We start from the raw sequence: 21394 nt of genomic DNA on the forward strand, positions 1-21394 counted from the left end.
GGATGTCTTCCACATCGACGTTGCCGTTGGCGTCGCACTTGGTCACCACCACCTGCATGCCGCACATCTGCGCGGAGGCCGGATTGGTGCCGTGGGCCGATTCGGGGATCAGGCAGATGTCGCGATGGCCTTCGCCGCGCGAGCGGTGGTAGGCGCGGATCGCGAGCAGGCCGGCGTATTCGCCTTGCGCGCCGGAATTGGGTTGCAGGCTGACCGCGTCGTAGCCGGTGCACTCGACCAGCATCGCTTCCAGGCCGTCGATCAGCTCCTGATAGCCCTGGGTCTGCGCGGCCGGCGCCAGCGGATGGATCTGGCCGAACTCCGGCCAGGTCACCGGGATCATCTCGGCGGTCGCATTGAGCTTCATGGTGCACGAGCCGAGCGGGATCATCGTGCGGTCCATCGCCAGGTCCTTGTCGGCCAGCGCGCGCATGTAGCGCAGCAGCTCGTGCTCGCTGTGGTGGGTGTTGAACACCGGATGGGTGAGGAAGTCGCTCTGGCGCAGCAGCGAGCGCGGCAGCGCGTCGTGCACCGTGGCGTCCAGCGCGTCAATGTCGGCCTCGGCGCCGAACAGGCCCGCCAGCGCGACCACGTCGGCGCGGGTGGTGGTCTCGTCCAGGCTGATGCACAGGCTGCCGGCGTCCACTTCGCGCAGGTTGATGCCGGCGGCGCGGGCCTTGGCGTGGATGGACGCGGCGTCGATGCCGGTGACGTGCAGCGTGTCGAAGAAGTCGTCGCCGACCTTCACCCCGGCCCGGCGCAGCGCGACGGTCAGGATCACGGCCAGGCGATGCACGCGGCGGGCGATGCGGGTCAGGCCCTCCGGACCGTGGTAGACGGCGTACATGCTCGCCATCACCGCCAGCAGCACCTGCGCGGTGCAGATGTTCGACGTCGCCTTCTCGCGACGGATGTGCTGCTCGCGCGTCTGCAGGGTGAGGCGGTAAGCCTTCTTGCCTTCGGCATCGATGGAGACGCCGATCAGGCGGCCGGGCATCGAGCGCTTGTAGGCGTCGCGGCAGGCCATGAAGGCCGCGTGCGGGCCGCCGAAGCCATAGGGCACGCCGAAGCGCTGGGTGTTGCCGACCACGATGTCCGCGCCCCAGTCGCCGGGCGCGGCGATCAGGGTGAGCGCAAGCAGGTCGGTCGCCACGCAGACGATGCCGCCGCGCGCGTGCACGGTATCGGCCAGCGCCTTGTGGTCACCGATGTGGCCGAGGGTGTCGGGGTACTGCAGCAGGATGCCGTAGCTGTCGACCGTGGCGGCGTCCTGGTCGCTACCGATGTGCAGCTCGATGCCCATCGCCTCGGCGCGCGTCTTGAGCACTTCGAGCGTCTGCGGGTGCACACGGTCGGAGACGAAGAACACGTTCGACTTGGACTTGCCCGAACGCTTGGCCAGCGTCATCGCCTCGGCCGCCGCGGTGCCTTCGTCCAGCAGCGAGGCGTTGGCGATCTCCATGCCGGTGAGGTCGGCGCACATGGTCTGGAAGTTGATCAGCGCCTCCATGCGGCCCTGCGAGATCTCCGCCTGGTATGGCGTGTAGGCCGTGTACCAGGCCGGGTTCTCCAGGATGTTGCGCAGGATGACGTTGGGCGTGTGGGTGCCGTAGTAGCCCTGGCCGATGAAGCTCCTGAACACCTTGTTCTTTTCGGCGATCGCGCGGATCTTGGCCAGTGCCTCGACCTCGCTGACCGCCATCGGCAGGTCCAGCGGCGCCGGCGACTTGATCTTGCCCGGCACGATGGCATCGGTCATCGCCTCGAGCGAGTCGTAGCCGATCGTGCGCAGCATCTGCGCGATCTCGGCGTCGTTCGGGCCGATGTGGCGCGCGATGAAGGCGTCGTGGTGTTCCAGGTCGCGCAGCGAAGGAGTGGAGTTGTGGCTCATGACGGGCGTCCGAAGGCAACGCGTGCGTGCCGCACGCGGGGCGCCCCTCTGTCCTTTTGCCTGAGAGTTTGGAAGCGGAACGCTTCGTGCCCCTTCGGCGGCGGATCGAACCGCTCTCTCCAGAGTTTTTGCACGCGGCGGTATCGGGCCTGAGCGATTACGGGCGTTGCGTCTTCGGCAGCGGGCTGTTCCCCGCTTCTCCCGCCGCGTGCGAAGGAGCGATTATACAGGCCGGCCCTCCGGCCGCGTGCGCGATTGGCTTAACGCCGGAAGCGCGCGGCAGGCGCTTGCAGGATGGCCGTTCCCCCGCCAGAGGAGTTTTCCATGCCCCCGTTCCAGCTCCGCCAGATCGACCACATTGTGCTGCGCGTGCGTGACCTGGCGGCGATGCAGGCGTTCTACTGCGATGTGCTCGGTTGTACGGAGGAGCGGCGCCAGGACGCCATCGGCCTGGTGCAGCTGCGCGCCGGAGCCTCGCTGATCGACCTGGTGCCGCTCGACGGCAAGCTCGGCCGCCTCGGAGGGGCGGGACCGGGCCGGGAAGGCCACAACATGGATCACCTCTGCCTGAGCGTGGAGGGCTACGACGAGCAAGCCATCGTGGCGCACCTGAAAGCGCATGGCGTGCGTGTGGGCGACATCGGCTCGCGCTACGGCGCACAGGGCGAGGGACCGTCGATCTACTGCTACGACCCGCAAGGGAACATGGTCGAGCTCAAGGGGCCGCCCGTCGGCTAGCCGGGGCCGCCTTGGGGGCCTTCCCCCGCGCGTAACCCCGGTTGTACGTGGGCTCGACGCCGGCGGGACTAAGCCTGCAGCCCCTCCTGCCGGAGACCCGCCATGCGTGCCTGCAGCCTCGCTTTCGCACTCGTGTTTCTCGCCGGATCGTGTTTCGCCAGGGCGAGCGACCTGGCCAGCCCGCGGTTCGATCCGGGCCAGTTCCATCATCCGTTGAAAATCGACAACTGGCTTTGGGCCATGTGGCCCGGTCGGCGCATCGTCTATGGCGAGATCGAAGACCAGCAATGCGTCGCCAACGACTTCGTCGTCACGCACAAGGCCAAGAAGGATTTCCGGGGCATCTACCGCTGGATCATCGCGCGCGCCGTGTCCGACGACGCCTGGGCGGACGATGATTGCGACGGCGGCCACGACCGCCTGGTCGAGCGCACCACGGACTGGTATGCCCAGGACGATGCCGGCAACATCTGGTACCTGGGCGAGGACACGACCGAGTACTTCTACGATCGTGCCGGTCACCGGGTCGGCAGCAGCAAGGAGGGCAGCTGGCAGGCCGGCAGGAACGGTGCCGCCGCCGGGCTGGTGATGCTGGCGCATCCCAGGGTCGGGCAGCGCTACCGGCAGGAATACCTGCGCGGCGTCGCGGAGGACCGTGCCGAGGTGGTCGCCCTGGGGCGGGAAGTCCGCATCGGCATCGGGCGGTTCTCCCATTGCGTGGTCACCCGCGAGTGGTCACCACTGTCGCCCGGCGACGTGGAGTTCAAGACGTATTGCCCGAACGTCGGACTCGTGCAGGTCCGGCAGGCCGATGGCAGCGGCGGCGCCGAGGCGCTGGACCTGGGGCTGCATTGAGGGTGTGCCGCGCGTCCGGCCGACAGGCATCCGCCCGACGCGAAGCGCACGGATGGCCGGAAACGAAAAAGCCCGCCTTGCGGCGGGCTTCCTCTACAATTGGTGCCCAGGAGAGGACTCGAACCTCCACGGTTTTACCCGCTAGTACCTGAAACTAGTGCGTCTACCAATTCCGCCACCTGGGCAGGTGTCGCGCGAGCCGTTTCGGGCTGCGCGAGCCGCGTAGAGTAGGCATGTCCCCCATGCTTGTCAACACTTCGTTGATAGGAAATTCATTGCGACGCGCGGCATGCTGCGCGGCGCTCCGACACAAGGATCTTTTGTGACCAGAAAGAAGACATCCCGCGCAGGCAAGGGCGGCGACAGCGCGGCCCCGCGCGCATCGAATCCCCGCGCCCGGGGCGGATCGCGGCGTACGCCACCGGCCGGAACCCCTTCGCACGCGAAGGGCGGACGCGACCCCTTCGCCGAGCGCGAGGCGCAACGTTATGAGCGGCCGATTCCCAGTCGCGAGGCGATCCTGGCGCTGCTGGACGAGCGTGGCGAGATGCTGAGCGAGGCGCGTATCGCCGAGGCGCTGAAGCTGCACGACGAATACGAGATCACCGCCCTGCGCAAGCGCCTTGGCGCCATGGTGCGCGACGGCCAGCTGCTGCAGGGCCGGCGCGGGGACTTCGCCCCGGTGCGCAAGCTCGACCTGATTCCCGGCGTGGTGCTGGCCAACGCCGAAGGCTACGGCTTCCTGCGTCCGGACGAGGGCGGCGACGACCTCTACCTCTCACCGCAGCAGATGCGCATGGTGCTGCACGGCGACCGCGTGCTGGCCAGCGTGGTCGGCATCGACCGGCGAGGCCGGCGGCAGGGCGCCATCGCCGAGGTGCTGCAGCGCCGCTCGCCGCGGCTGGTCGGACGCGTGGTGGTTGAGAACGGCGTGACGCTGGTGTCGCCGGACGACCGGCGCCTGCACCAAGACGTCATGATCCCGCCGGGACAGGAGCAGGGCGCGCGGGCCGGGCAGATCGTGGTCGCCGAAATCACCGATCCGCCCACGCCGCACCGCGGCCCGCTCGGGCGCATCGTGTCGGTGCTTGGCGAGCGCCTGCAGCCTTCGCTGCTGGTGGAGATGGCCATCGCCAGCCACGACCTGCCGCACGAATGGCCGCCGGAGGTGCTGCGCGAGGCGGCGCAGGTCGAGCCGGAAGTGACGGCCGCCGAGCGCGAGGGCCGGGTCGACCTGCGCAAGCTGCCGCTGGTGACCATCGACGGCGCCGACGCGCGCGACTTCGACGACGCGGTGTACGCCGAGCCCCGCCGCGGGGGCGGCTGGCGGCTGGTGGTGGCGATCGCGGACGTCTCGCATTACGTGCGTCCGGGCACGGCGCTGGACCGCGAGGCCTACGAGCGCAGCACTTCGACCTACTTTCCCGGTTTCGTCGTGCCGATGCTGCCGGAGACGCTGTCCAACGGGATCTGTTCCCTCAATCCGAAGGTCGAGCGGCTGTGCATGGTCTGCGACATGGTGCTGGACGCCGACGGCGAGGTCACTCGCGCCAGGTTCTACGACGCGGTGATGCGCTCGCACGCGCGTCTGACCTACGACATCGTCTGGCAGGCCGTCGGGCTGCTCGACCCGGAGGCGCGCGAACAGGTCTCCGACGTGCTGCCGCAGCTGGAACACCTGCACACGCTGTACAAGGCGATGGCCGCCCAGCGCAAACGCCGCGGCGCGATCGACTTCGAGACCCCGGAAGTGAAGTTCCGGCTCGACCAGCGCGGCGAAGTGATGGCGATGGGTGCGACCGAGCGCAACGATGCGCACAAGCTGATCGAGGAATGCATGATCGCGGCCAACGTGCAGGCGGCCGCATTCCTCACCCGGAAGAAATTCTCCGCCCTGTTCCGCGCGCACGAGCCGCCGCCGGCGGAGAAGTACGAGGACCTGCAGCAGTTCCTGCGCGAATTCAAGCTGCGCATGCCGCCGGTGGAGGAGGTCACGCCGGGTGACTTCGCGGACATCCTGTCGCTGGTGCGTGACCGCCCGGAGCGCGAGCTGATCCAGTCGGTGCTGCTGCGCGCGCAGAGCCTGGCGGCGTACCAGCCGGAAAACCGCGGGCATTTCGGCCTCTCGCTGGAGTCCTATGCGCATTTCACCTCGCCGATCCGCCGCTACCCGGACCTGCTGGTCCATCGCGCGATCCGCTTTGCCATCGGCGGCGGCAAGCCCAAGGACTACCTCTACACGCCGGCCGAGATGGCGGCGATGGCCGTGCATTGCTCGCAGCGCGAGCGCCGCGCCGAGGAAGCCGAGCGCGACGTCGACGAGCGCTTCAAGACAGCGTGGCTCTCCAAGCACGTCGGCAGCGAGTTCGACGGCGTGATCACCGGCGTGACCTCGTTCGGCCTGTTCGTCGAACTGGAGGAGTCGCGCGTGTCCGGCCTGGTGCACATCAGCCAGCTGGCCAACGACTATTACCACTTCGACCCGGTCCGCAAGCTGCTCAAGGGTGAGCGCACCGGCGAGCAGTTCCGCCTGGGCGACCACGTGCGCGTGCAGGTCCTGCGCGCGAGCATCGAGGACCGCAAGATCGACTTCCGGCTGGTGCCGCGACAGGCGCCGGCCAAGCCGCCGGCCGCTCCCCGCAAGGCCTATGACTACGCAGCCAGCGGCGACCGCTACTCGCTGCCCAAGCCGGCCGCAAAGGCCCCGGGCATGCTGGGCCGCGCGGCCAGGGCCGTGGGCAGGGCGTTCGGGCGTGGCGCGCCGGCACCGGCCGAACCGGCGCCGCCGCCCGCGATGGGTGATAATCGCGCGCCCCGCGGCAAGGCTGCCAAGGTGGCGTCCGAGGCCATGGGCCGGCCGGCCGTTCCGTCCGAGGAGGGCCGGCCGAAAGTCCGCTCCAAGGCCACCAAGGTGGCCTCCGAAGCGCTCGGTCGCCCGACCATCCCGCCCGAGGCCCGGCACCTGGCCGAGGGAAGCCAGGGTAGGGGAGGCCAGGCTGACGACAAGCAAGCCAGGGGCAACAAGAAGACCGGGCGCGGCCAGGCCGAGCCTGGCCGGACCCGGAGCAACCCGGGCGCGCCCGGCAAGGCCGGTGGTGGCAAGCGCAAGGCGCTGGAGGCCGCGTCGACAGCCGCCAGGCGTCCGGGCCGGCAACGCAAACCGAAGGGCAAGGCATGAGCGAGAACTGGATCGTCGGCATCAACCCGGTCGAGGGGGCACTGGCCAACGACGCCACACGCGTGCGTGAACTGCTGGTGGATGCGGCCACCGCGCAGCGCAATGCGCGGATCAAGGAACTGGTCGACCAGGCGCGCAGCCACCACATCCCGGTCCACCACCGCCCGCGCGAGCAGCTGGACAAGCTGGCCGGGCAGGCGCGCCACCAGGGCGTCGTGGCGCTGTACGAGCCACCCCCGATGACCCACGAGGACGAACTGGCCGGCCTGATCGAGCGCGACGGCATGGAGACGCTGGTGCTGGCGCTCGACGGCATCACCGACCCGCACAATTTGGGCGCGTGCCTGCGTTCGGCGGCCGCGGCCAAGGTGACCGCGGTGATCGTGCCCAAGGACCGCGCGGTCGGCCTGACCCCGGTGGTGCGTCGTGCCTCGGCCGGCGGCGCCGATCGGGTGCCGCTGGTGGCGGTCACCAACCTGGCGCGTACGCTGCGCGAACTCAAGGACGCCGGCGTCTGGATCACCGGGCTGGCCGGCGATACCGAGACCTCCGTCTACGAGGTCGACTTCCGCGGCCCGGTCGCGCTGGTGCTCGGCAGCGAGGGCGAGGGCATGCGCCGGCTCACCCGCGAGCTGTGCGATTTCGTGGCGAAGATCCCGATGCCGGGGGCGATGGAGAGCCTGAACGTCTCGGTCGCCACCGGTGTGGTCCTGTTCGAGGCGCTGCGCCAGCGCGGGGCGAAACGATGAGCACGCTGCACTGGCACGACTTCGCCGGCTTCGTCGGCGTGCTGCTGGTGCTGCTGGCGTTCCTGTTGCTGCAGGCGCACAAGCTACACGGCAACGGGCTCACCTACCAGTTGATGAACATCCTCGGCGCGCTGGGCGTGGCGTTGTCGCTCCTGTTCGGCAGCTTCAACGCTTCGGCGTTCGCGCTGGAGGTGGCCTGGATGGCCATCGGCATCTTTGGCATCGTGCGCAGTGCACGGCTGCGGCGTGCCGGCCGCGACACCACCGGTTGATCCGTGTTTGTGCCATCCCCGGAAGGGGGATGGCACCGATCGTCACCCGCCCAGCTTGGGCATCTCGGGGTTCGAGGTGAGGTCGCGCTTGTCCCGCTGCTTGTCCAGCTGCTCGCCGTACACCTGGAACCACAGGTTTTCGGCAATGTTGGTCGCATGGTCGCCGATGCGCTCGATGTTCTTGGCCATGAACAGCAGGTGCGTGCAGGGCGTGATGTTGCGCGGGTCCTCCATCATGTAAGTCAGCAGCTGGCGGAAGTAGCCCGTGTAGGCCTCGTCCAGCCCGGCGTCGCGCTTCCACACCTGGTAGCCCTGCTCGGCATCCTGCCGGGCGTAGGCGGCGAGCACATCGCGCACTTCGGCGGCGGCCAGCTTGGCCAGCAGCCCCAGGCCGCTGGTCGGTCCCACCGGCGCGACCATCGACAGCGGGATCGAACGCTTGGCCACGTTGGCGGCGTAGTCACCGATGCGCTCGATGTCCGATGCGATGCGCAGTGCCGCGAACACGTTGCGCAGGTCGCCCGCCATCGGCGCGCGCAGGGCGAGCAGGCGCACCACGTCGTGGCTGATCTCCTGCTCCAGCGCGTCGATGGCCTCGTCGTTGGCGACCACCCGTTGCGCCGCGCGGTCGTCACGCCGCTCGACCACGTCGATGGCCGCCTCGAGCTGCGCGGCCGCCAACTCGCCCATGCGCACGATCTCGCCGGTCAGGCGCGCCAGCTCGCTGTCGTAGCTCTTGATGATGTGGTCTTTGGTGGTGGTCATGGTTGCCTCGTAGGGATGTCCACGTCCGTCCGGACGGAGAAACAGTGGCGCGTCAGCCGAACCGCCCGGTGATGTAATCCTCGGTCTGCTTCTTGCCCGGCTTGGTGAAGATCTTCTCGGTATTGTCGTACTCGATCAGCTCACCCAGGTACATGAAGGCGGTCTGGTCGGACACGCGGGCCGCCTGCTGCATGTTGTGGGTGACGATGACGATGGTGTACTGGCTCTTGAGCTCCTCGATCAGCTGCTCGATGCGGCCGGTGGCGATCGGGTCGAGCGCGGAGGTCGGCTCGTCCAGCAACAGCACCTCGGGCTTCAGGGCGATGGCGCGGGCGATGCACAGGCGCTGCTGCTGGCCGCCAGACAGGCCGAGCGCGTTCTGCTTGAGCTTGTCCTTGACCTCGTCCCACAGCGCGGCGCTGCGCAGGGCCTGCTCCACGCGCTCCTCCATCGCGCTGCGCGACAGCTTCTCATGGTGGCGGATGCCGTAGGCGACGTTCTCGAAGATGGTCATCGGGAACGGCACCGGCTTCTGGAACACCATGCCCACCTTGCCGCGCAGGCGGTTCATCGAGTAGCGCGGATCCAGGATGTCCTCGCCGTCCAGCTCGATCGTGCCCCTGGCCTCGAGCTTGGGATAGATCGCGTAGATACGGTTGAAAATGCGCAGCAAGGTGGACTTGCCGCAACCGGACGGCCCGATGATCGCCGTGACCTGGCGCTCGGGGATATCCATGCTGATGCCTTTGAGGGCGTGGAAGCCGTTGTAGTAGAAGTGCACGTCGCGCACCTTCAGCTTCGGCTCGGTCGCAGGAACCTCGTCCACGGGCTGCATCGGATCGAAGTGAACGTTGGGCTCAGTCATGGGACACCTTGTTGCGGGAGAACGCCAGGCGCGAGGCCAGGCTCAGTAGCAGCACGAACATCGTGACCACGAAGGCGCCGGCCCAGGCCAGCGCGTGCATGGCTTCGCCGGGGTCGTTGGCGTACTGGTAGATCACCTGCGGCAGGCTGGCCATCTTGTCCAGCGGACTGAGCGCCATGTAGTTGTTGCCGAAGGCGGTGAACAGCAGCGGTGCGGTCTCGCCGCTGATGCGCGCCAACGCCAGCAGCACGCCGGTGATGATGCCCGAGCGGGCCGCGCGGACCAGCACCTGCATGGTGAGCTTCCACTGCGGGATGCCGAGCGAAAGCGCCGCCTCGCGCAGCGTCGCCGGGACCAGGCGCAGCATCTCGTCGGTCGTGCGTACGATCACCGGGAGCGCGATCAACGCCAGCGCAATGCCGCCGGCCAGCCCGGAGAACGTGGTGTTGCCGTGCGTGAGCGTGGTGCTCGGCAGCACCACGATGGTGTAGACGAACAGGCCCAGCACGATCGACGGGGCGGACAGCAGGATGTCGTTGAGGAAGCGGATCGACTCGCCCAGCCTGGTCCGGTTGGCGTACTCGGCCAGCCAGGTACCGGCCGCCACGCCGATGGGTGTGGCGATCGCGATGCCAATGGCGTTGATGATCAGGCTGCCGACCATGGCATTGGAAAGGCCGCCGGTATCCCCGTAGGCGGTGATCGTGGTGAACAGCTTCAGGTTCAGCGCCGCGATGCCCTGCTGGATGGTGTCCCACAGGATCCAGGCCAGGAACCCCAGGCCGATCGCCGTGGCCACCAGGCTCAGCAGGATCGCCAGCGCGTTGGTGAATCGGCGGCGCAGGTAAAGCGTTTCCATCAGCGGCCCTCCTTGACGGCCAGCCGGCGCAGCATCAGGCGCGCGATCAGCAGCACGATGAAGGTGACCACGAACAGCAGGAAGGCGAGCGCCATCAGGGCCGACTTCTGCAGGCCCACCGCTTCGCTGAACTGGTTGGCGATGGTCGAGGCGATCGAGGCACCCGGGTCGAGCAGGGATGCGGACAGGTCCAGCGTGTTGCCGAGCACGAAGGTCACCGCCATGGTCTCGCCCAGCGCGCGGCCCAGGCCGAGGAAGATGCCACCGATCACCGCCGAGCGGGTGTACGGCAGCACGATGTCCCAGACCACCTCCCAGGTGCTCGAGCCCAGCGCATAGGCCGATTCCTTCAGGCGGGTGGGCACGGTCATGAAGACCTCGCGCATCACCGAGGAGATGAACGGAATGATCATGATCGCCAGCACGATGCCGGCGGTCAGCACGCTGGCCCCGAACGGGTAGTCGGTGGAGAACAGCTTGCCGATGAAGGACAGGTGCTCGAAGACCCACGACGGGCGGTCGCCGTCGGGGTTGTTGCCCAGGTACGTGGTGAGCCAGGGCTTGATGTGTTCGGCGAAGAACGGGGCAAACAGGAACAGGCCCCACATGCCGTAGATGATCGAGGGAATGCCAGCGAGCAGCTCGATGGCCGAGGCGACCGGCGTGCGCAGCCAGCCGGGCGCGACCTCGGTGAGGAACAGGGCAATGCCGAAGCTCACCGGCACCGCCAGCGCGACGGCGACCAGCGAGGTCACCACCGTGCCGTAGATCGGGACCAGCGCGCCGTAGGTGTCCGTGCCCGGGTCCCATGCGGAACTGACCAGGAAGTGCCAGCCGAAGGTGGAGAAAGCGTGGCGCCCGCCCCACAGGGTGGCGAACGCGGCGCCCAGCAGCGCGGCCAGTACGAGCAGCGCACAGCCTTTGAGCAGCCAGGCGAACCAGCGGTCGTTGCGGGCATCGAGCCGGCTGCGGACGTCCTGGTCGGGGACCGGCGCGGCGACGGAGGGCAGGCTGGACATGGTCGGCTTCGGTCCCCTTGCTGGAACGGGTGGATGTGTCTCCCCCCAATGGAAAGCCGCCCCGGGGTGATCGGGGCGGCCGGAGGCCCGGCGCGGTCGCCCGCGCCGGTCAGTGCATCACTTCTGGAAGTCGGAGGCCCAGTAGGCTTCGATCTTCTGCACCAGGCTCGACGGCAGCGGGACATAGTCCAGTGCCTGCGCCTGCGGCTGGCCGTTGGCGTAGGACCACTTGAAGAAGTCGAACACCACCTGCGTGTGCCCGGCGTTCTTCGGCTTCTTGTACATGATCGCCCAGGTGGTGGCGGTGATCGGCCACGCGTCCGCGCCCGGGGCGTTGGTCATGATCAGGTTGAAATCCTTGGCGTTGGACCAGTCGGCGGTCGCGGCCGCGGCGGCGAACGCGTCGGCGTTGGGGGCGAGCACCTTGCCGGCGGCATTCTTCATGTCGACCCAGGCGATCTTGTTCTGCTTGGCATAGGCGTACTCGACGTAGCCGATCGACCCGGCGATCTGGCGCACGTACTGCGAGACGCCCTCGTTACCCTTGCCACCCACGCCGGTCGGCCACTTCACCGAGGTACCGAACTTGACCGAGCTGCCCCAGGCCGGGCTGACCTTGCTCAGGTAGTTGGTGAAATTGAAGGTGGTGCCGGAACCGTCCGAGCGGTGCACGACGGTGATGTGCTTGGACGGCAGCTTGAGGCCCGGGTTGAGCGCGGCGATCTTCGGATCGTTCCAGTTCTTGATCTTGCCCATGAAGATGTCGGCCAGCGTGGCGCCATCGAGCTTCATCTGGTCGGCCGAAACCCCCGTGATGTTGACCACCGGCACGATGCCGCCGACCACGATCGGGAACTGGCCCAGGCCGAACTTGGCCAGGTCGGCACTGCTCAGCGGGGCGTCGGAGGCGCCGAAGTCGATCGTGCCCTCCTTGATCTGCGCGATGCCAGCACCGGAGCCGACCGACTGATAGTTCAGGTGGTTGCCGGTCTTTTCGGCATAGGCGGCGGACCACTTGGAGATCACCGGGTAGACGAAGCTCGAACCGGCGCCGGTGATGTCGGTGGCCTGGGCGGCAGGCGCGCCCAGCAGCGTGGCGGCGGCCAGGGCGGCGGCCGTTCCGAGGCGGTAGACGGTAGTGGATTTCGACACGGTCATTCCTCTCAATGGTGTGCGTCGCGGGTGGATTCCCGGCGGGCGCATTTGAGGTCAGGCGTGTTGCAATGAAATGAGATGAATATTGCAGCCTGATGACAGCCGCACGAGGCGCAGTGTTTTCAGGCACTTGCCAGCCCGCCAGGCTCTTCACACGCCTCCCGCGGAGGCCCGGGAAGCGCAGGTGACACCGTACTCACATCAACGTCAGCCCGACGTGGTCGCGCTCGAGCGTCTCCAGCCGGCGCCAGCGGTTGACGATCGCGCAGAAGAGCTCGGCCGTGCGCTCGGCGTCATAGATGGCCGAGTGCGCCTCGCGCCCATCGAAGAGGTAGCCGGCCGCCTGCACCGCCTTGCTCAGCACGGTCTGGCCGTAGGCCAGGCCGCTCAGCGTGGCGGTGTCGAAACAGCTGAACGGGTGGAACGGGTTGCGCTTGTGGGCGCAGCGACGCACCGCGGCATTCAGGAATGTCAGGTCGAAGGCGGCGTTGTGGCCGACCAGCACGGCTCGCTGGCACCCGCTTTCGCGCATGGCCGCCCGCACGGGGGCGAACACATGATCCAGCGCCTGGCGCTCGGAGAGCGCCCCGCGCAGCGGGTTGTCGGGATCGATACCGGTGATTTCCAGCGACCGCGGGTCGATCCGCGAGCCGGCAAAGGGCTCCACATGGGTGAATACCGGCGGGCGTGGGTGCAGGTAACCCTCGCCGTCCATTGCCAGCGTCACGACCGCTATTTCGAGCAGGGCATCGTGTTCGGCGTCGAAACCGCCCGTTTCCACGTCCACGACCACCGGCATGAAGCCGCGGAACCGCTCGCACATGCGGGCGGTCATGCTGTTGCTGACATATTCCATCGGCCAAGCATATCAGTGCACCATTTCGCGTCGGCGAAGCCGGCGCCTGCGTGCTGTCTTTTTTCTGTCATGCAACCGGCACGGAATCGTAAAGTCGGAGGCTCATCCTGCCGCCCGTCCCTGCTTGGCCATCCAGGATCGAAGGGGGCGGTCGAGTGGTTCCTACCAACAGTGGAGAGAATTAGATGCGTTCGAAGATGCTCGTGGTGGCGATCGCCGCCGGTTTGGGCCTGGCAGGCGCCGGCGTGCATGCGGCACCGGCCCCGCAGGATGCGCAGTCGTCTGCGCGCAGTGCCGAGGTCGAGCAGCTCAAGGCCCAGCTGGCCGCCCTGCAGGCCAAGGTGGACGAGTTGGAGCAGCGCACCGATGCGCAGTCTGACATCAACGTGAGCACCGGCCAGAACATCGAGGCGCTGCAGACGGCGCAGGCGACGTCCTCCTCGTCGCTGGACAAGGCGCTGGCCGGTACCAAGTTCTCCGGCAAGATGTTCTTCGACTTCAGCAACATCGACCAGAAGAACAGTGACACCGGCAAGACGGACGCCTCGGGCACGGGCCTCGACGTCAAGCGATTCTACCTGGGCGTGGACCACCAGTTCAACGACATCTGGTCGGCCAACCTGACCACCGACTTCAACTACGTCAGCAGCGACGGCGAGACCAACCTGTTCGTCAAGAAGGCCTACGTGCAGGGCAAGTTCGACCCGGCGGCGGTGCTGCGCATCGGTTCGGCGGACATGCCGTGGATTCCGTTCGTGGAGAACTACTACGGCTTCCGCTATGTCGAGAACACCCTGACCGACCGCCTGCACTACGCCAACTCGGCCGACTGGGGCCTGCACCTGGCCGGTGACCTCGGTGCGAACAAGGTGGCCAATTACGCGGTGTCGGTCGTCAACGGCGGCGGCTACAAGAATCCGGGCCGCTCCAAGGGCGTCGACTTCGAAGGCCGGGTGGGCTTCGTGCCGTTCGAGAACATGATCGTCGCGGTCGGCGGCTACAGCGGCCACCTCGGCAAGGAGACCCAGAGCGTCGACACGCCGCACACGGCGCAGCGCGGCGATGTGATGGTCGCCTATGCGGGCAAGACCGTGCGCGCGGGTGCCGAGTACTTCACCGCGAAGGACTGGGGCAACCTGGTGCTCAGCCCGGTCGGCGACAAGGCCGACGGCTACTCGCTGTGGGGCTCGGTCGCGCTCAACGACGAGTTCGCCCTGTTCGCCCGTTACGACAACGCCAAGCTCAGCAAGGACGTCGACCGCGAAGCCAAGGACGTCTACTACAACCTCGGCCTGCAGTACCAGGTGACCAAGGGCTTCAAGCTGGCGGCCGTGTGGAAGCACGAGAAGGCGGATCACTCGGTCACCGATCCGGTGCCGCCGCATGTACAAAACGTCAAGACGAACGAAATCGGTGTCTTCGGCGAAGTGGCGTTCTAAGCGGGCACTGCGCTTGGCGCTTCTTGAACAAACCTTCACGCGGTTCGTGGATCATTAGCTGCGTGTCAAGGAGTGGTTATCGGAAGGGAGTTCTACCCAGGGAGGGACGACGGCGGGCCAAGGGCCCGCCGTTATTTTTTGGGCCGCCCGAAGGCCGGCCGGCGCGGCGGCGCGAGGCGCGCGGATGCAGCAGGCACGGGCGTGCTGCTATCGTCGCGCCGCCCTTGGTCCTGTCCGGAGCCAGCCATGCACATCCGCAAGCTCACCGACCAGGTCAGCGTTTCGCCGCAGATTCTCCCGGGCGAGATGGCCGATCTCGAAGTTGCGGGCTTCCGCAGCGTGATCAACAACCGGCCCGATGGCGAGGCCGAGGACCAGCCGGCCAGTGCCGAGATGGCGCAGGCCGCCGCGGCGAACGGCCTGGCTTACCGGCACATTCCGGTGGTGCCCGGCCAATTCGGTGAAGACCTGATCGGCGCGATGGCCGCGGCGCTCGATGAATTGCCGGCTCCCGTGCTCGCCTTCTGTCGCACGGGTACGCGGTCGACCACCTTGTGGGCGCTCCAGGCGGCGCGCGCCAACGAACCCGATGCGCTCGTGAAGGCAGCGGGGGAGGCGGGCTACGACATCGCCGCACTCGCGCCCCGGTTGCGGGCGATGCGGCGTGGCTGAGCCGACATCGGTGACTCCGGCTGTACCGCCACACGCGATGGTCGGTTGACTGCTGGCGGTAGGGGTGCGTGACCTGCAGGGGCGATCGGACCCGGCACCGTGACCGGTTCCCGCTGGCACGCTGCCGCCGACGCGCGCGCCCTTGCCGGCGTGGCGGTCGCGATACCCCATCCGGTTGCCTGGTCGCGCTGCCGGGAGGAGGTCGTCTAGATTTCCCGCTGCGGGGTTATGCGGGCGGCGTCTTGTGCTTGTACTTGCACAGGTCCCTGATCGGACAGACCGGGCAGGCGGGCTTGCGCGCCTTGCAGACGTAACGGCCGTGCAGGATCAGCCAGTGGTGGGCGTCCTTCTTGAACTCGGCCGGCACCACCTTTTCCAGCTTCTCCTCGACCGCGCGCACGTCCTTGCCGGGCGCCAGGCCAGTGCGGTTGGAGACGCGGAAGATGTGCGTGTCCACCGCGATGGTCGGCTCGCCGAAGGCGGTGTTGAGCACCACGTTGGCGGTCTTGCGGCCGACCCCCGGCAGGGCTTCCAGCGCCTCGCGCGTGCGCGGCACCTCGCCGTCATGCTGCTCGACAAGGATGCGGCACAAGGCGATCACGTTCCTGGCCTTGGCGTTGTAAAGGCCGATCGTGCCGATGTAGCGCTTCAGCCCTTCCTCGCCCAGTGCCAGGATCGCCTGCGGGGTGTTGGCCTTCGGGTACAGCTTGCGGGTCGCCTTGTTGACGCCCACGTCGGTGGCCTGCGCCGAGAGCACCACCGCCACCAGCAGTTCGAACGGCGTGCGGTATTCCAGTTCGGTGGTGGGATGGGGGTCGAGCTCGCGCAGGCGCGTGAACAGTTCGACGATGTCGGCGCGCTTCATGCGTGGCCCTGCCTGGCCCGGGCCCGGGCGAGTGCCGCCAGTACCGGGTTCTGCGGGGTGGCGGGCGTGTCGACCGCCGCCTTGCGGGCGGCCAGCTCGGCCTCGCGCTCGGCGCGCTCGCGGGCCAGGCGCGCCTCGCGGCGCTGGAAGTGCGCGCGGGCGGCGTCCGCGTGCGCCGGATCCGCCACCTGCGTCGGCGGCATGGGCTCGAGCACGATGCAGTCCACCGGGCAGGCCGGCACGCACAGCTCGCAGCCGGTGCAGTGGTCCGGAAGCACCGTATGCATCAGCCTGGCCGCGCCGACGATGGCATCGACCGGGCAGGCCTGGATGCACTTGGTGCAGCCGATGCAGTCGGCCTCCACGATGTGCGCGAGCGTGCGCGCCTTCTCCACGCCGTGGGTGGGGTCGAGCGGCAGCGCCGGCGTATCCAGCAACGCGGCAAGCCTGGCGATGCCAGCCGCGCCGCCGGGCGGGCAGCGGTTGATCGGCGCTTCGCCACGCGCCATCGCCTCGGCATACGGGCGGCAGCCGTGGAAGCCGCACTGCTCGCATTGCGTCTGCGGCAGCAGCGCGTCGATACGGGTGGCGAGATCGGTGACGTCGTTCATGGTGTTCCGGGTGCCATGCGGGCAGGCATCGGCATAATCTGCGCTCCCATTGTCCCGCAAGTCGGCAGGAGCTTCACATGAGCCTTTCCCGTCCCTCCCTGCGCGCCGCCTCGCTGCTGCTCGCCATGGCCGTCGGCATGTCCGGCACGCTGTTGCTTGCTCACGCCACGCCGGCGCGGGCGGAGACCATCCCTGGCGACACCGTCACGGTTTTCGTCGACGCCACGTTCGGCTTCCGCAAGAACCACATGGCCAGCAAGCTCACCAGGACGCATGCCGAGTACGCCGCGCGCGGCTATCACTTCGTGGACATGGAGCCGTACAACGAGAACGGCGACCTGGTCGGGTTCTTCGTCACCTACGCGCGATGATCCGTAGCGGCGCACCTGTGCGGTCGTAACCATCCGCCGCGCACGGGTGCGCCTGCAGGGAGGCGTCAGCGGACGGTGGCGCCAGGCCTGGCACCCGGGTCGGCGTCCAGCAGGAACAGGTCGCTGCCGCCGTCGCCGGCCGAGAGAATCATCCCCTCCGACAGGCCGAAGCGCATCTTGCGAGGCGCCAGGTTGGCAATGAACACGACGTTGCGGCCGACCAGCTTTTCCGGCTCGGGGTAGGCCGCGCGGATGCCCGAAAAGATCTGCCGCGCGCCCAGCGGACCGGCATCCAGCTCGAAGCGCAGCAGCTTGTCCGAGCCCTCCACGAATTCACAGGTCGTGACCTTGCCGATGCGCAGGTCCAGCCTGGCGAAGTCGTCGATCGAGATGGTGGCAGGCGTGTCGGTGGCCGCCGGCGTGTTTGTGGGCTGGGCAGATTCGGTCATGGGCTTGCGGGGTTCCTTGGAAGACTTGGACGCGGTCGCCGGCGCGGCCGCGAGGGATTCCTTCGAGGCCTCGATCATCGCCTCGATGCGCTTGGGGTCGATGCGGCCGAGCAACGGCTCGAACGGACCGATCGCGTGGTTGTGCAGTTCGGCGCGCGCATCGTCGAAGCCGGTGATCGGCGCACGCAGGAAGGCCTCGGCCGATGCCACGGTCGCCGGCAGGATCGGCTTGAGCAGCCCGGCGAGCAGCCGGAACGCGGCAAGGGCAAAGGAGCACACCTGATGCAGCTCGGCGCGGCGCGATGCATCCTTGGCCATCGTCCACGGGGCCGTGGCGGCGATGTGCCCGTTGACCAGGTCGGCCATCAGCACGAAGCGGCGGGTCACTTCGGCGAAGTCGCCCGCGTCGTAGAGCGCGTCGGTGCCGTCGTAGTACTCCAGCAGCGTGTTCCACAGCGCCTGCTCGGCAGCACCGAAGCGCGCGGCCAGGCGGCCCTCGAAGAACTTGTGGACGAAGCCTGCGGTGCGGCTGGCGATGTTCACCCACTTGCCGACCAGGTGCGAGTTGACGCGCTCCTCGAAGGCTTTCAGGTCCAGGTCCACGTCCACCGGTGCATCGTCCAGCATGCAGGCGAAGTAGTAGCGCAGGAATTCGGGGTTCAGGCCCACGTCGAGGTAGGTGCGCGCCTGGATGAAGGTGCCGCGCGACTTGGACATCTTGGCGCCGTTGACGGTGAGGTAGCCGTTGACGTGCAGCGCGGTGGGCGTGCGGAAGCCGGCGCCGTGCAGCATCGCCGGCCAGAACAGGCCGTGGAAGTTGATGATGTCCTTGCCGATGAAGTGGTGCATCTCGGCACGGCTGGACGGCGCCAGGAAGTCGTCGAACTTCAGCCCGGTGCGGTCGCACAGGGCCTTGAAGCTGGCCAGGTAGCCGACCGGCGCGTCCAGCCACACGTAGAAGAACTTGCCCGGCGCGTCGGGGATCGGGAAGCCGAAGTAGGGCGCGTCGCGGGAGATGTCCCAATCCTTCAGGCCGCCGTCCAGCCACTCGCGCAGCTTGGCGGCGACGCCGGCGTTGGCGACCGGGTTGCCGTTGGTGTAGCGGCCGGCGAACCAGTCGCGCAGCAGCGCCTCGAACTTCGACAGTTCGAAGAAGTAATGCTCCGAGTCGCGCAGTACCGGTGCGGCGCCGGAAACCACCGAGTAAGGCTCGATCAGGTCGGTCGGCGCGTAGGTCGCGCCGCAGTTCTCGCAGTTGTCCCCGTACTGGTCGGGGGTGCCACAGCGCGGGCAGGTGCCCTTGATGTAGCGGTCCGGCAGGAACATCTCCTTTTCCGGATCGAACAGCTGCTTGATGTCGCGCCGTGCGATCGCGCCGCCGTCGCGCAGGCGCGTGTAGATCAGCGTCGCCAGCTCGCGGTTCTCTTCCGAGTGGGTCGAGTGGTAGTGGTCGAAGTCCACGCCGAACCCGGCGAAGTCGGCCTCGTGCCCGGCGCGGATGCCCTCGATGAAGGCCTCGGGGGTCATGCCGGCCTTCTGCGCGGCGAGCATGATCGGCGTGCCATGGGCGTCGTCCGCGCAGACGTACGCCACCTCGTTGCCGGCCATGCGCTGCGCACGCACCCAGATGTCGGCCTGGATGTAGCCGAGCAGGTGGCCCATGTGCAGCGGACCGTTGGCGTAGGGCAGGGCGTTGGTGACGAGGAGGCGGCGGGTCATGGCGGATGGCGTTGCGACAGGATCGAGCATTATGGCATGCGGGGCGGCACGCGCCTGGCGATTTGGACGGCCAATCGCCCATCCTCCTGCCGGCAGGGGGGAGGCTGGGAGGGGGTGGCTTCCGGCGACCAGGGGCAAACCCTCCCCAGCGAACCACCGCGCAATGTTGCAGCGCAGCGTCAGGGGTTCGATAATTGCCCCTCGCAGGCTGTTCCTGCCGGAAACACATCTGTCATGCACCTGAACATGCTCAAGGCGAAGATCCACCGCGCAACCGTGACCCACGCGGAACTGCATTACGAGGGCTCGATCGCGATCGACGGCCTGTTGCTGGATGCCTCGGGCATCCGCGAGTACGAGCAGATCCACGCGTGGAACATCAACAGCGGGCAGCGCTTCGTGACCTACGCGCTGCGCGCGGAAGAAGGCTCCGGGATCATCTCCGTCAATGGCAGCGCCGCGCGCAGCGCGCAGGCCGGCGACCTGATCATCATCGCCGCCTTCGTCCAGCTCAACGAGGCGGAACTGGAGAAGTTCCAGCCGACGCTGGTGTACGTGGATGCCGCCAACCGCATCAGCCACACCAACCGTTCGATCCCCAAGCAGATGGCCGCGGCCTGAGGTTCCCCGCAGGAGCGGCGCGCGCGACCGTGCGCCCCGCGGTCGTGCACAGGCGCACTCCTGGCCACCTCGCCTGTGCCAGCCGTCGGGTTGAAGGCGCCGCCCGACGTGTTCCTCACGCGCGCTCGGCTTAAGATGCAAGGCTTTCCCTGCCAGCGCGTCTGCCCATGCCTGCCAACGTTCCGACGTACGCCTCGCTGTTCGCCGACCACGCCCGCCGCCTTTCGCAGCTGCACCTGCGCACGCTGATCGCCGACCCGGCCCGTGGCGCGCGCCTGCGCCATCGCGCCGGCCCGCTGCTGCTCGACCTCAGCCGGCAGAAGCTGGACGTGCCGGCGCTCGAGGCGCTGGGCGCGCAACTGGAAGCCAGCGGCTGGCAAGCCGCGCGCGACGCGATGTTCGCCGGCGAACCGATCAACACCTCCGAAGCGCGCGCGGTGCTGCATACGGCACTGCGTGCCGGCGGGTCGACCATGCCCTCGCCGGCACCGGCCGAGGCACGGCGCGAGATCGAGGCGACGCTGGAGCGCATGGGGCAGCTGGTCGAAGCCATCCACGGCGGCCAGCAGGCGGCGCTGGGCCTGCCCGACACGGTCACCGACATCGTCAACATCGGCATCGGCGGCTCGGACCTCGGCCCGCGCCTGGCGGTCGCCGCACTGGCGCCGTTCCGGACGCCGAAGGTACGCAGCCACTTCCTGACCAACGTGGATGGCCAGGCGGCCTATGAGCTGATCCAGCGGCTCGATCCCCGGACCACGCTGGTGGTCATGGTTTCCAAGACCTTCACCACCCAGGAAACCCTGCTCAACGGCAACGTGCTTCGCGGCTGGCTGCTGGAGGCGTGCAACGGCGACGAGCGTGAGGTGGCGCGGCACTTCCTGGCGGTCAGCGCCAACACGGAAGTGGCCGGCAGCTGGGGCGTGCCGCTGAAGCAGATCTTTCCGATGTGGGACTTCGTCGGCGGGCGCTACTCGCTGTGGTCGGCGGTCGGGCTGTCGCTGGCGCTGGCGATCGGCATGCAGGGCTTCCGCGCCGTGCTGGCCGGTGCCGCGGCGATGGATGATCACTTCCGCAGCGCGCCCTGGCAGCAGAACCTGCCGGCGCTGCTGGCGCTCGTGGAGATCTGGAACCGCGACGTCATGGGTTACCCCACGCGCGGTGTGGTGCCCTATGCGGACCTGCTCGGCGACCTGCCCAGCTACCTGCAGCAGCTGGAGATGGAAAGCCTCGGCAAATCGGTGACGCCGCAGGGCCAGCCGGTGGGCCAGCCGACCGTGCCGGTGGTGTGGGGCAGCGTCGGCACCAATGCACAGCATGCGTATTTCCAGGCGCTGCATCAGGGTACCGAGGTGGTGCCGCTCGACCTGGTCGGGGTCGTCAATCCGGCGCATCCGCTGCATGGCAACCACGACGCGTTGCTGTCCAATTTGCTTGCGCAGGCA

19 protein-coding genes, 1 tRNA gene, 1 pseudogene and 1 riboswitch are annotated in these 21394 nt (G+C 68.0%); of the genes and pseudogenes, 10 read left to right on the forward strand and 11 right to left on the reverse strand.

From position 1 onward, the window contains the following. On the reverse strand, positions 1-1891 hold a 1891-nt coding region (gene gcvP / locus VFH59_RS13960; RefSeq protein ID WP_325165516.1), incomplete at its 3' end, for an aminomethyl-transferring glycine dehydrogenase. 38 nt (positions 1892-1929) lie between these two features. Next, positions 1930-2024, reverse strand: a riboswitch (glycine riboswitch). Positions 2025-2215: 191 nt separating this feature from the next. Here gcvP and VFH59_RS13965 point away from each other — a divergent pair. Together VFH59_RS13965 and VFH59_RS13970 are read left to right on the forward strand one after the other, a co-directional pair. Then, a complete protein-coding gene (locus VFH59_RS13965; protein WP_325165517.1) occupies positions 2216-2629 on the forward strand; it encodes a VOC family protein in 414 nt (137 codons plus the stop codon). Between the two features lie 102 nt (positions 2630-2731). Then, the gene (locus VFH59_RS13970) at positions 2732-3484 is read left to right on the forward strand and encodes a hypothetical protein (RefSeq protein WP_325165518.1); all 753 of its coding nucleotides are present in this window, start codon (positions 2732-2734) and stop codon (positions 3482-3484) included. A 100-nt stretch (positions 3485-3584) separates the two neighbouring features. Here the strand turns inward: VFH59_RS13970 and VFH59_RS13975 are convergent. Next, positions 3585-3669: transfer RNA gene (locus VFH59_RS13975), tRNA-Leu, on the reverse strand. Positions 3670-3773: 104 nt separating this feature from the next. On the opposite strand from VFH59_RS13975, the pseudogene rnr reads away from it, so the two are divergent. The 3 genes and pseudogenes from rnr to VFH59_RS13990 all read left to right on the forward strand — a co-directional run bounded on the left by rnr (position 3774) and on the right by VFH59_RS13990 (position 7683). Continuing rightward, positions 3774-6469: pseudogene (gene rnr / locus VFH59_RS13980) on the forward strand (ribonuclease R). A 189-nt stretch (positions 6470-6658) separates the two neighbouring features. Further along, positions 6659-7411, forward strand: a complete 753-nt coding sequence (rlmB, locus tag VFH59_RS13985) for a 23S rRNA (guanosine(2251)-2'-O)-methyltransferase RlmB (protein WP_325165519.1) — start codon at positions 6659-6661, stop codon at positions 7409-7411. Then, complete coding sequence (locus VFH59_RS13990; RefSeq protein ID WP_325165520.1) at positions 7408-7683, forward strand: CBU_0592 family membrane protein; 276 nt, start codon at positions 7408-7410, stop codon at positions 7681-7683. The genes rlmB and VFH59_RS13990 overlap by 4 nt, the downstream gene beginning before the upstream one ends. 42 nt (positions 7684-7725) lie before the next feature. On the opposite strand, the gene phoU is transcribed toward VFH59_RS13990, so the two are convergent. The 6 genes from phoU to rnt form a co-directional block, all read right to left on the reverse strand. Next, positions 7726-8448 (reverse strand): phosphate signaling complex protein PhoU, encoded by a 723-nt coding sequence (gene phoU / locus VFH59_RS13995; RefSeq protein WP_325165521.1) that lies wholly within the window; start codon positions 8446-8448, stop codon positions 7726-7728. 52 nt (positions 8449-8500) lie between these two features. Next, positions 8501-9283 carry a phosphate ABC transporter ATP-binding protein PstB gene (gene pstB, locus VFH59_RS14000; protein WP_325165534.1) on the reverse strand — a complete coding sequence of 261 codons (783 nt, stop codon included), beginning with the start codon at positions 9281-9283 and terminating at the stop codon, positions 8501-8503. 22 nt (positions 9284-9305) lie between these two features. Beyond that, positions 9306-10172 carry a phosphate ABC transporter permease PstA gene (gene pstA, locus VFH59_RS14005; RefSeq protein WP_325165522.1) on the reverse strand — a complete coding sequence of 289 codons (867 nt, stop codon included), beginning with the start codon at positions 10170-10172 and terminating at the stop codon, positions 9306-9308. Continuing rightward, positions 10172-11191: a phosphate ABC transporter permease subunit PstC gene (gene pstC / locus VFH59_RS14010; RefSeq protein WP_325165523.1), complete on the reverse strand. Its 1020-nt coding sequence runs from the start codon at positions 11189-11191 to the stop codon at positions 10172-10174. Before pstC ends, pstA begins: the two co-directional genes overlap by 1 nt. A 117-nt stretch (positions 11192-11308) precedes the next feature. After that, entirely contained in the window at positions 11309-12349 is a 1041-nt protein-coding gene (pstS, locus tag VFH59_RS14015) for a phosphate ABC transporter substrate-binding protein PstS (protein ID WP_414655899.1), read from the reverse strand. Between the two features lie 193 nt (positions 12350-12542). Next, positions 12543-13202 carry a ribonuclease T gene (gene rnt / locus VFH59_RS14020; protein WP_325165524.1) on the reverse strand — a complete coding sequence of 220 codons (660 nt, stop codon included), beginning with the start codon at positions 13200-13202 and terminating at the stop codon, positions 12543-12545. A 185-nt stretch (positions 13203-13387) separates the two neighbouring features. Between rnt and VFH59_RS14025 the strand changes: the two genes are divergently transcribed. Continuing rightward, a complete protein-coding gene (locus tag VFH59_RS14025) occupies positions 13388-14641 on the forward strand; it encodes a porin (protein ID WP_325165525.1) in 1254 nt (417 codons plus the stop codon). 246 nt (positions 14642-14887) lie between these two features. Further along, positions 14888-15313 carry a TIGR01244 family sulfur transferase gene (locus tag VFH59_RS14030; protein ID WP_325165526.1) on the forward strand — a complete coding sequence of 142 codons (426 nt, stop codon included), beginning with the start codon at positions 14888-14890 and terminating at the stop codon, positions 15311-15313. A gap of 226 nt (positions 15314-15539) precedes the next feature. Here the strand turns inward: VFH59_RS14030 and nth are convergent, their stop codons facing one another. Both nth and VFH59_RS14040 read right to left on the reverse strand, forming a co-directional pair. Beyond that, positions 15540-16178 carry an endonuclease III gene (gene nth, locus VFH59_RS14035; protein WP_325165527.1) on the reverse strand — a complete coding sequence of 213 codons (639 nt, stop codon included), beginning with the start codon at positions 16176-16178 and terminating at the stop codon, positions 15540-15542. Beyond that, entirely contained in the window at positions 16175-16789 is a 615-nt protein-coding gene (locus VFH59_RS14040; RefSeq protein ID WP_325165528.1) for an RnfABCDGE type electron transport complex subunit B, read from the reverse strand. The genes nth and VFH59_RS14040 overlap by 4 nt, the downstream gene beginning before the upstream one ends. A 77-nt stretch (positions 16790-16866) precedes the next feature. Between VFH59_RS14040 and VFH59_RS14045 the strand changes: the two genes are divergently transcribed. Next, entirely contained in the window at positions 16867-17160 is a 294-nt protein-coding gene (locus tag VFH59_RS14045) for a hypothetical protein (protein ID WP_325165529.1), read from the forward strand. A 65-nt stretch (positions 17161-17225) separates the two neighbouring features. On the opposite strand, the gene metG is transcribed toward VFH59_RS14045, so the two are convergent. Further along, on the reverse strand, positions 17226-19328 hold the full coding sequence (gene metG / locus VFH59_RS14050; protein WP_325165530.1) for a methionine--tRNA ligase: 2103 nt from the start codon (positions 19326-19328) through the stop codon (positions 17226-17228). A gap of 234 nt (positions 19329-19562) precedes the next feature. On the opposite strand from metG, the gene panD reads away from it, so the two are divergent. Together panD and pgi are read left to right on the forward strand one after the other, a co-directional pair. Beyond that, entirely contained in the window at positions 19563-19949 is a 387-nt protein-coding gene (gene panD, locus VFH59_RS14055; protein ID WP_325165531.1) for an aspartate 1-decarboxylase, read from the forward strand. 167 nt (positions 19950-20116) lie between these two features. Continuing rightward, on the forward strand, positions 20117-21394 hold a 1278-nt coding region (gene pgi, locus VFH59_RS14060), incomplete at its 3' end, for a glucose-6-phosphate isomerase (RefSeq protein WP_325165532.1).

Source organism: Frateuria sp. (assembly GCF_035695185.1).
GTDB lineage: Bacteria > Pseudomonadota > Gammaproteobacteria > Xanthomonadales > Rhodanobacteraceae > Frateuria_A.

Coding starts and splice junctions, on each gene's coding strand:
- VFH59_RS13965 (WP_325165517.1), top strand. CDS start 2,216: ATGCCCCCGTTCCAGCTCCGCCAGATCGACCACATTGTGCTGCGCGTG.
- VFH59_RS13970 (WP_325165518.1), top strand. CDS start 2,732: ATGCGTGCCTGCAGCCTCGCTTTCGCACTCGTGTTTCTCGCCGGATCG.
- rlmB (WP_325165519.1), top strand. CDS start 6,659: ATGAGCGAGAACTGGATCGTCGGCATCAACCCGGTCGAGGGGGCACTG.
- VFH59_RS13990 (WP_325165520.1), top strand. CDS start 7,408: ATGAGCACGCTGCACTGGCACGACTTCGCCGGCTTCGTCGGCGTGCTG.
- phoU (WP_325165521.1), bottom strand. CDS start 8,448: ATGACCACCACCAAAGACCACATCATCAAGAGCTACGACAGCGAGCTG.
- pstB (WP_325165534.1), bottom strand. CDS start 9,283: ATGCAGCCCGTGGACGAGGTTCCTGCGACCGAGCCGAAGCTGAAGGTG.
- pstA (WP_325165522.1), bottom strand. CDS start 10,172: ATGGAAACGCTTTACCTGCGCCGCCGATTCACCAACGCGCTGGCGATC.
- pstC (WP_325165523.1), bottom strand. CDS start 11,191: ATGTCCAGCCTGCCCTCCGTCGCCGCGCCGGTCCCCGACCAGGACGTC.
- pstS (WP_414655899.1), bottom strand. CDS start 12,349: ATGACCGTGTCGAAATCCACTACCGTCTACCGCCTCGGAACGGCCGCC.
- rnt (WP_325165524.1), bottom strand. CDS start 13,202: ATGGAATATGTCAGCAACAGCATGACCGCCCGCATGTGCGAGCGGTTC.
- VFH59_RS14025 (WP_325165525.1), top strand. CDS start 13,388: ATGCGTTCGAAGATGCTCGTGGTGGCGATCGCCGCCGGTTTGGGCCTG.
- VFH59_RS14030 (WP_325165526.1), top strand. CDS start 14,888: ATGCACATCCGCAAGCTCACCGACCAGGTCAGCGTTTCGCCGCAGATT.
- nth (WP_325165527.1), bottom strand. CDS start 16,178: ATGAAGCGCGCCGACATCGTCGAACTGTTCACGCGCCTGCGCGAGCTC.
- VFH59_RS14040 (WP_325165528.1), bottom strand. CDS start 16,789: ATGAACGACGTCACCGATCTCGCCACCCGTATCGACGCGCTGCTGCCG.
- VFH59_RS14045 (WP_325165529.1), top strand. CDS start 16,867: ATGAGCCTTTCCCGTCCCTCCCTGCGCGCCGCCTCGCTGCTGCTCGCC.
- metG (WP_325165530.1), bottom strand. CDS start 19,328: ATGACCCGCCGCCTCCTCGTCACCAACGCCCTGCCCTACGCCAACGGT.
- panD (WP_325165531.1), top strand. CDS start 19,563: ATGCACCTGAACATGCTCAAGGCGAAGATCCACCGCGCAACCGTGACC.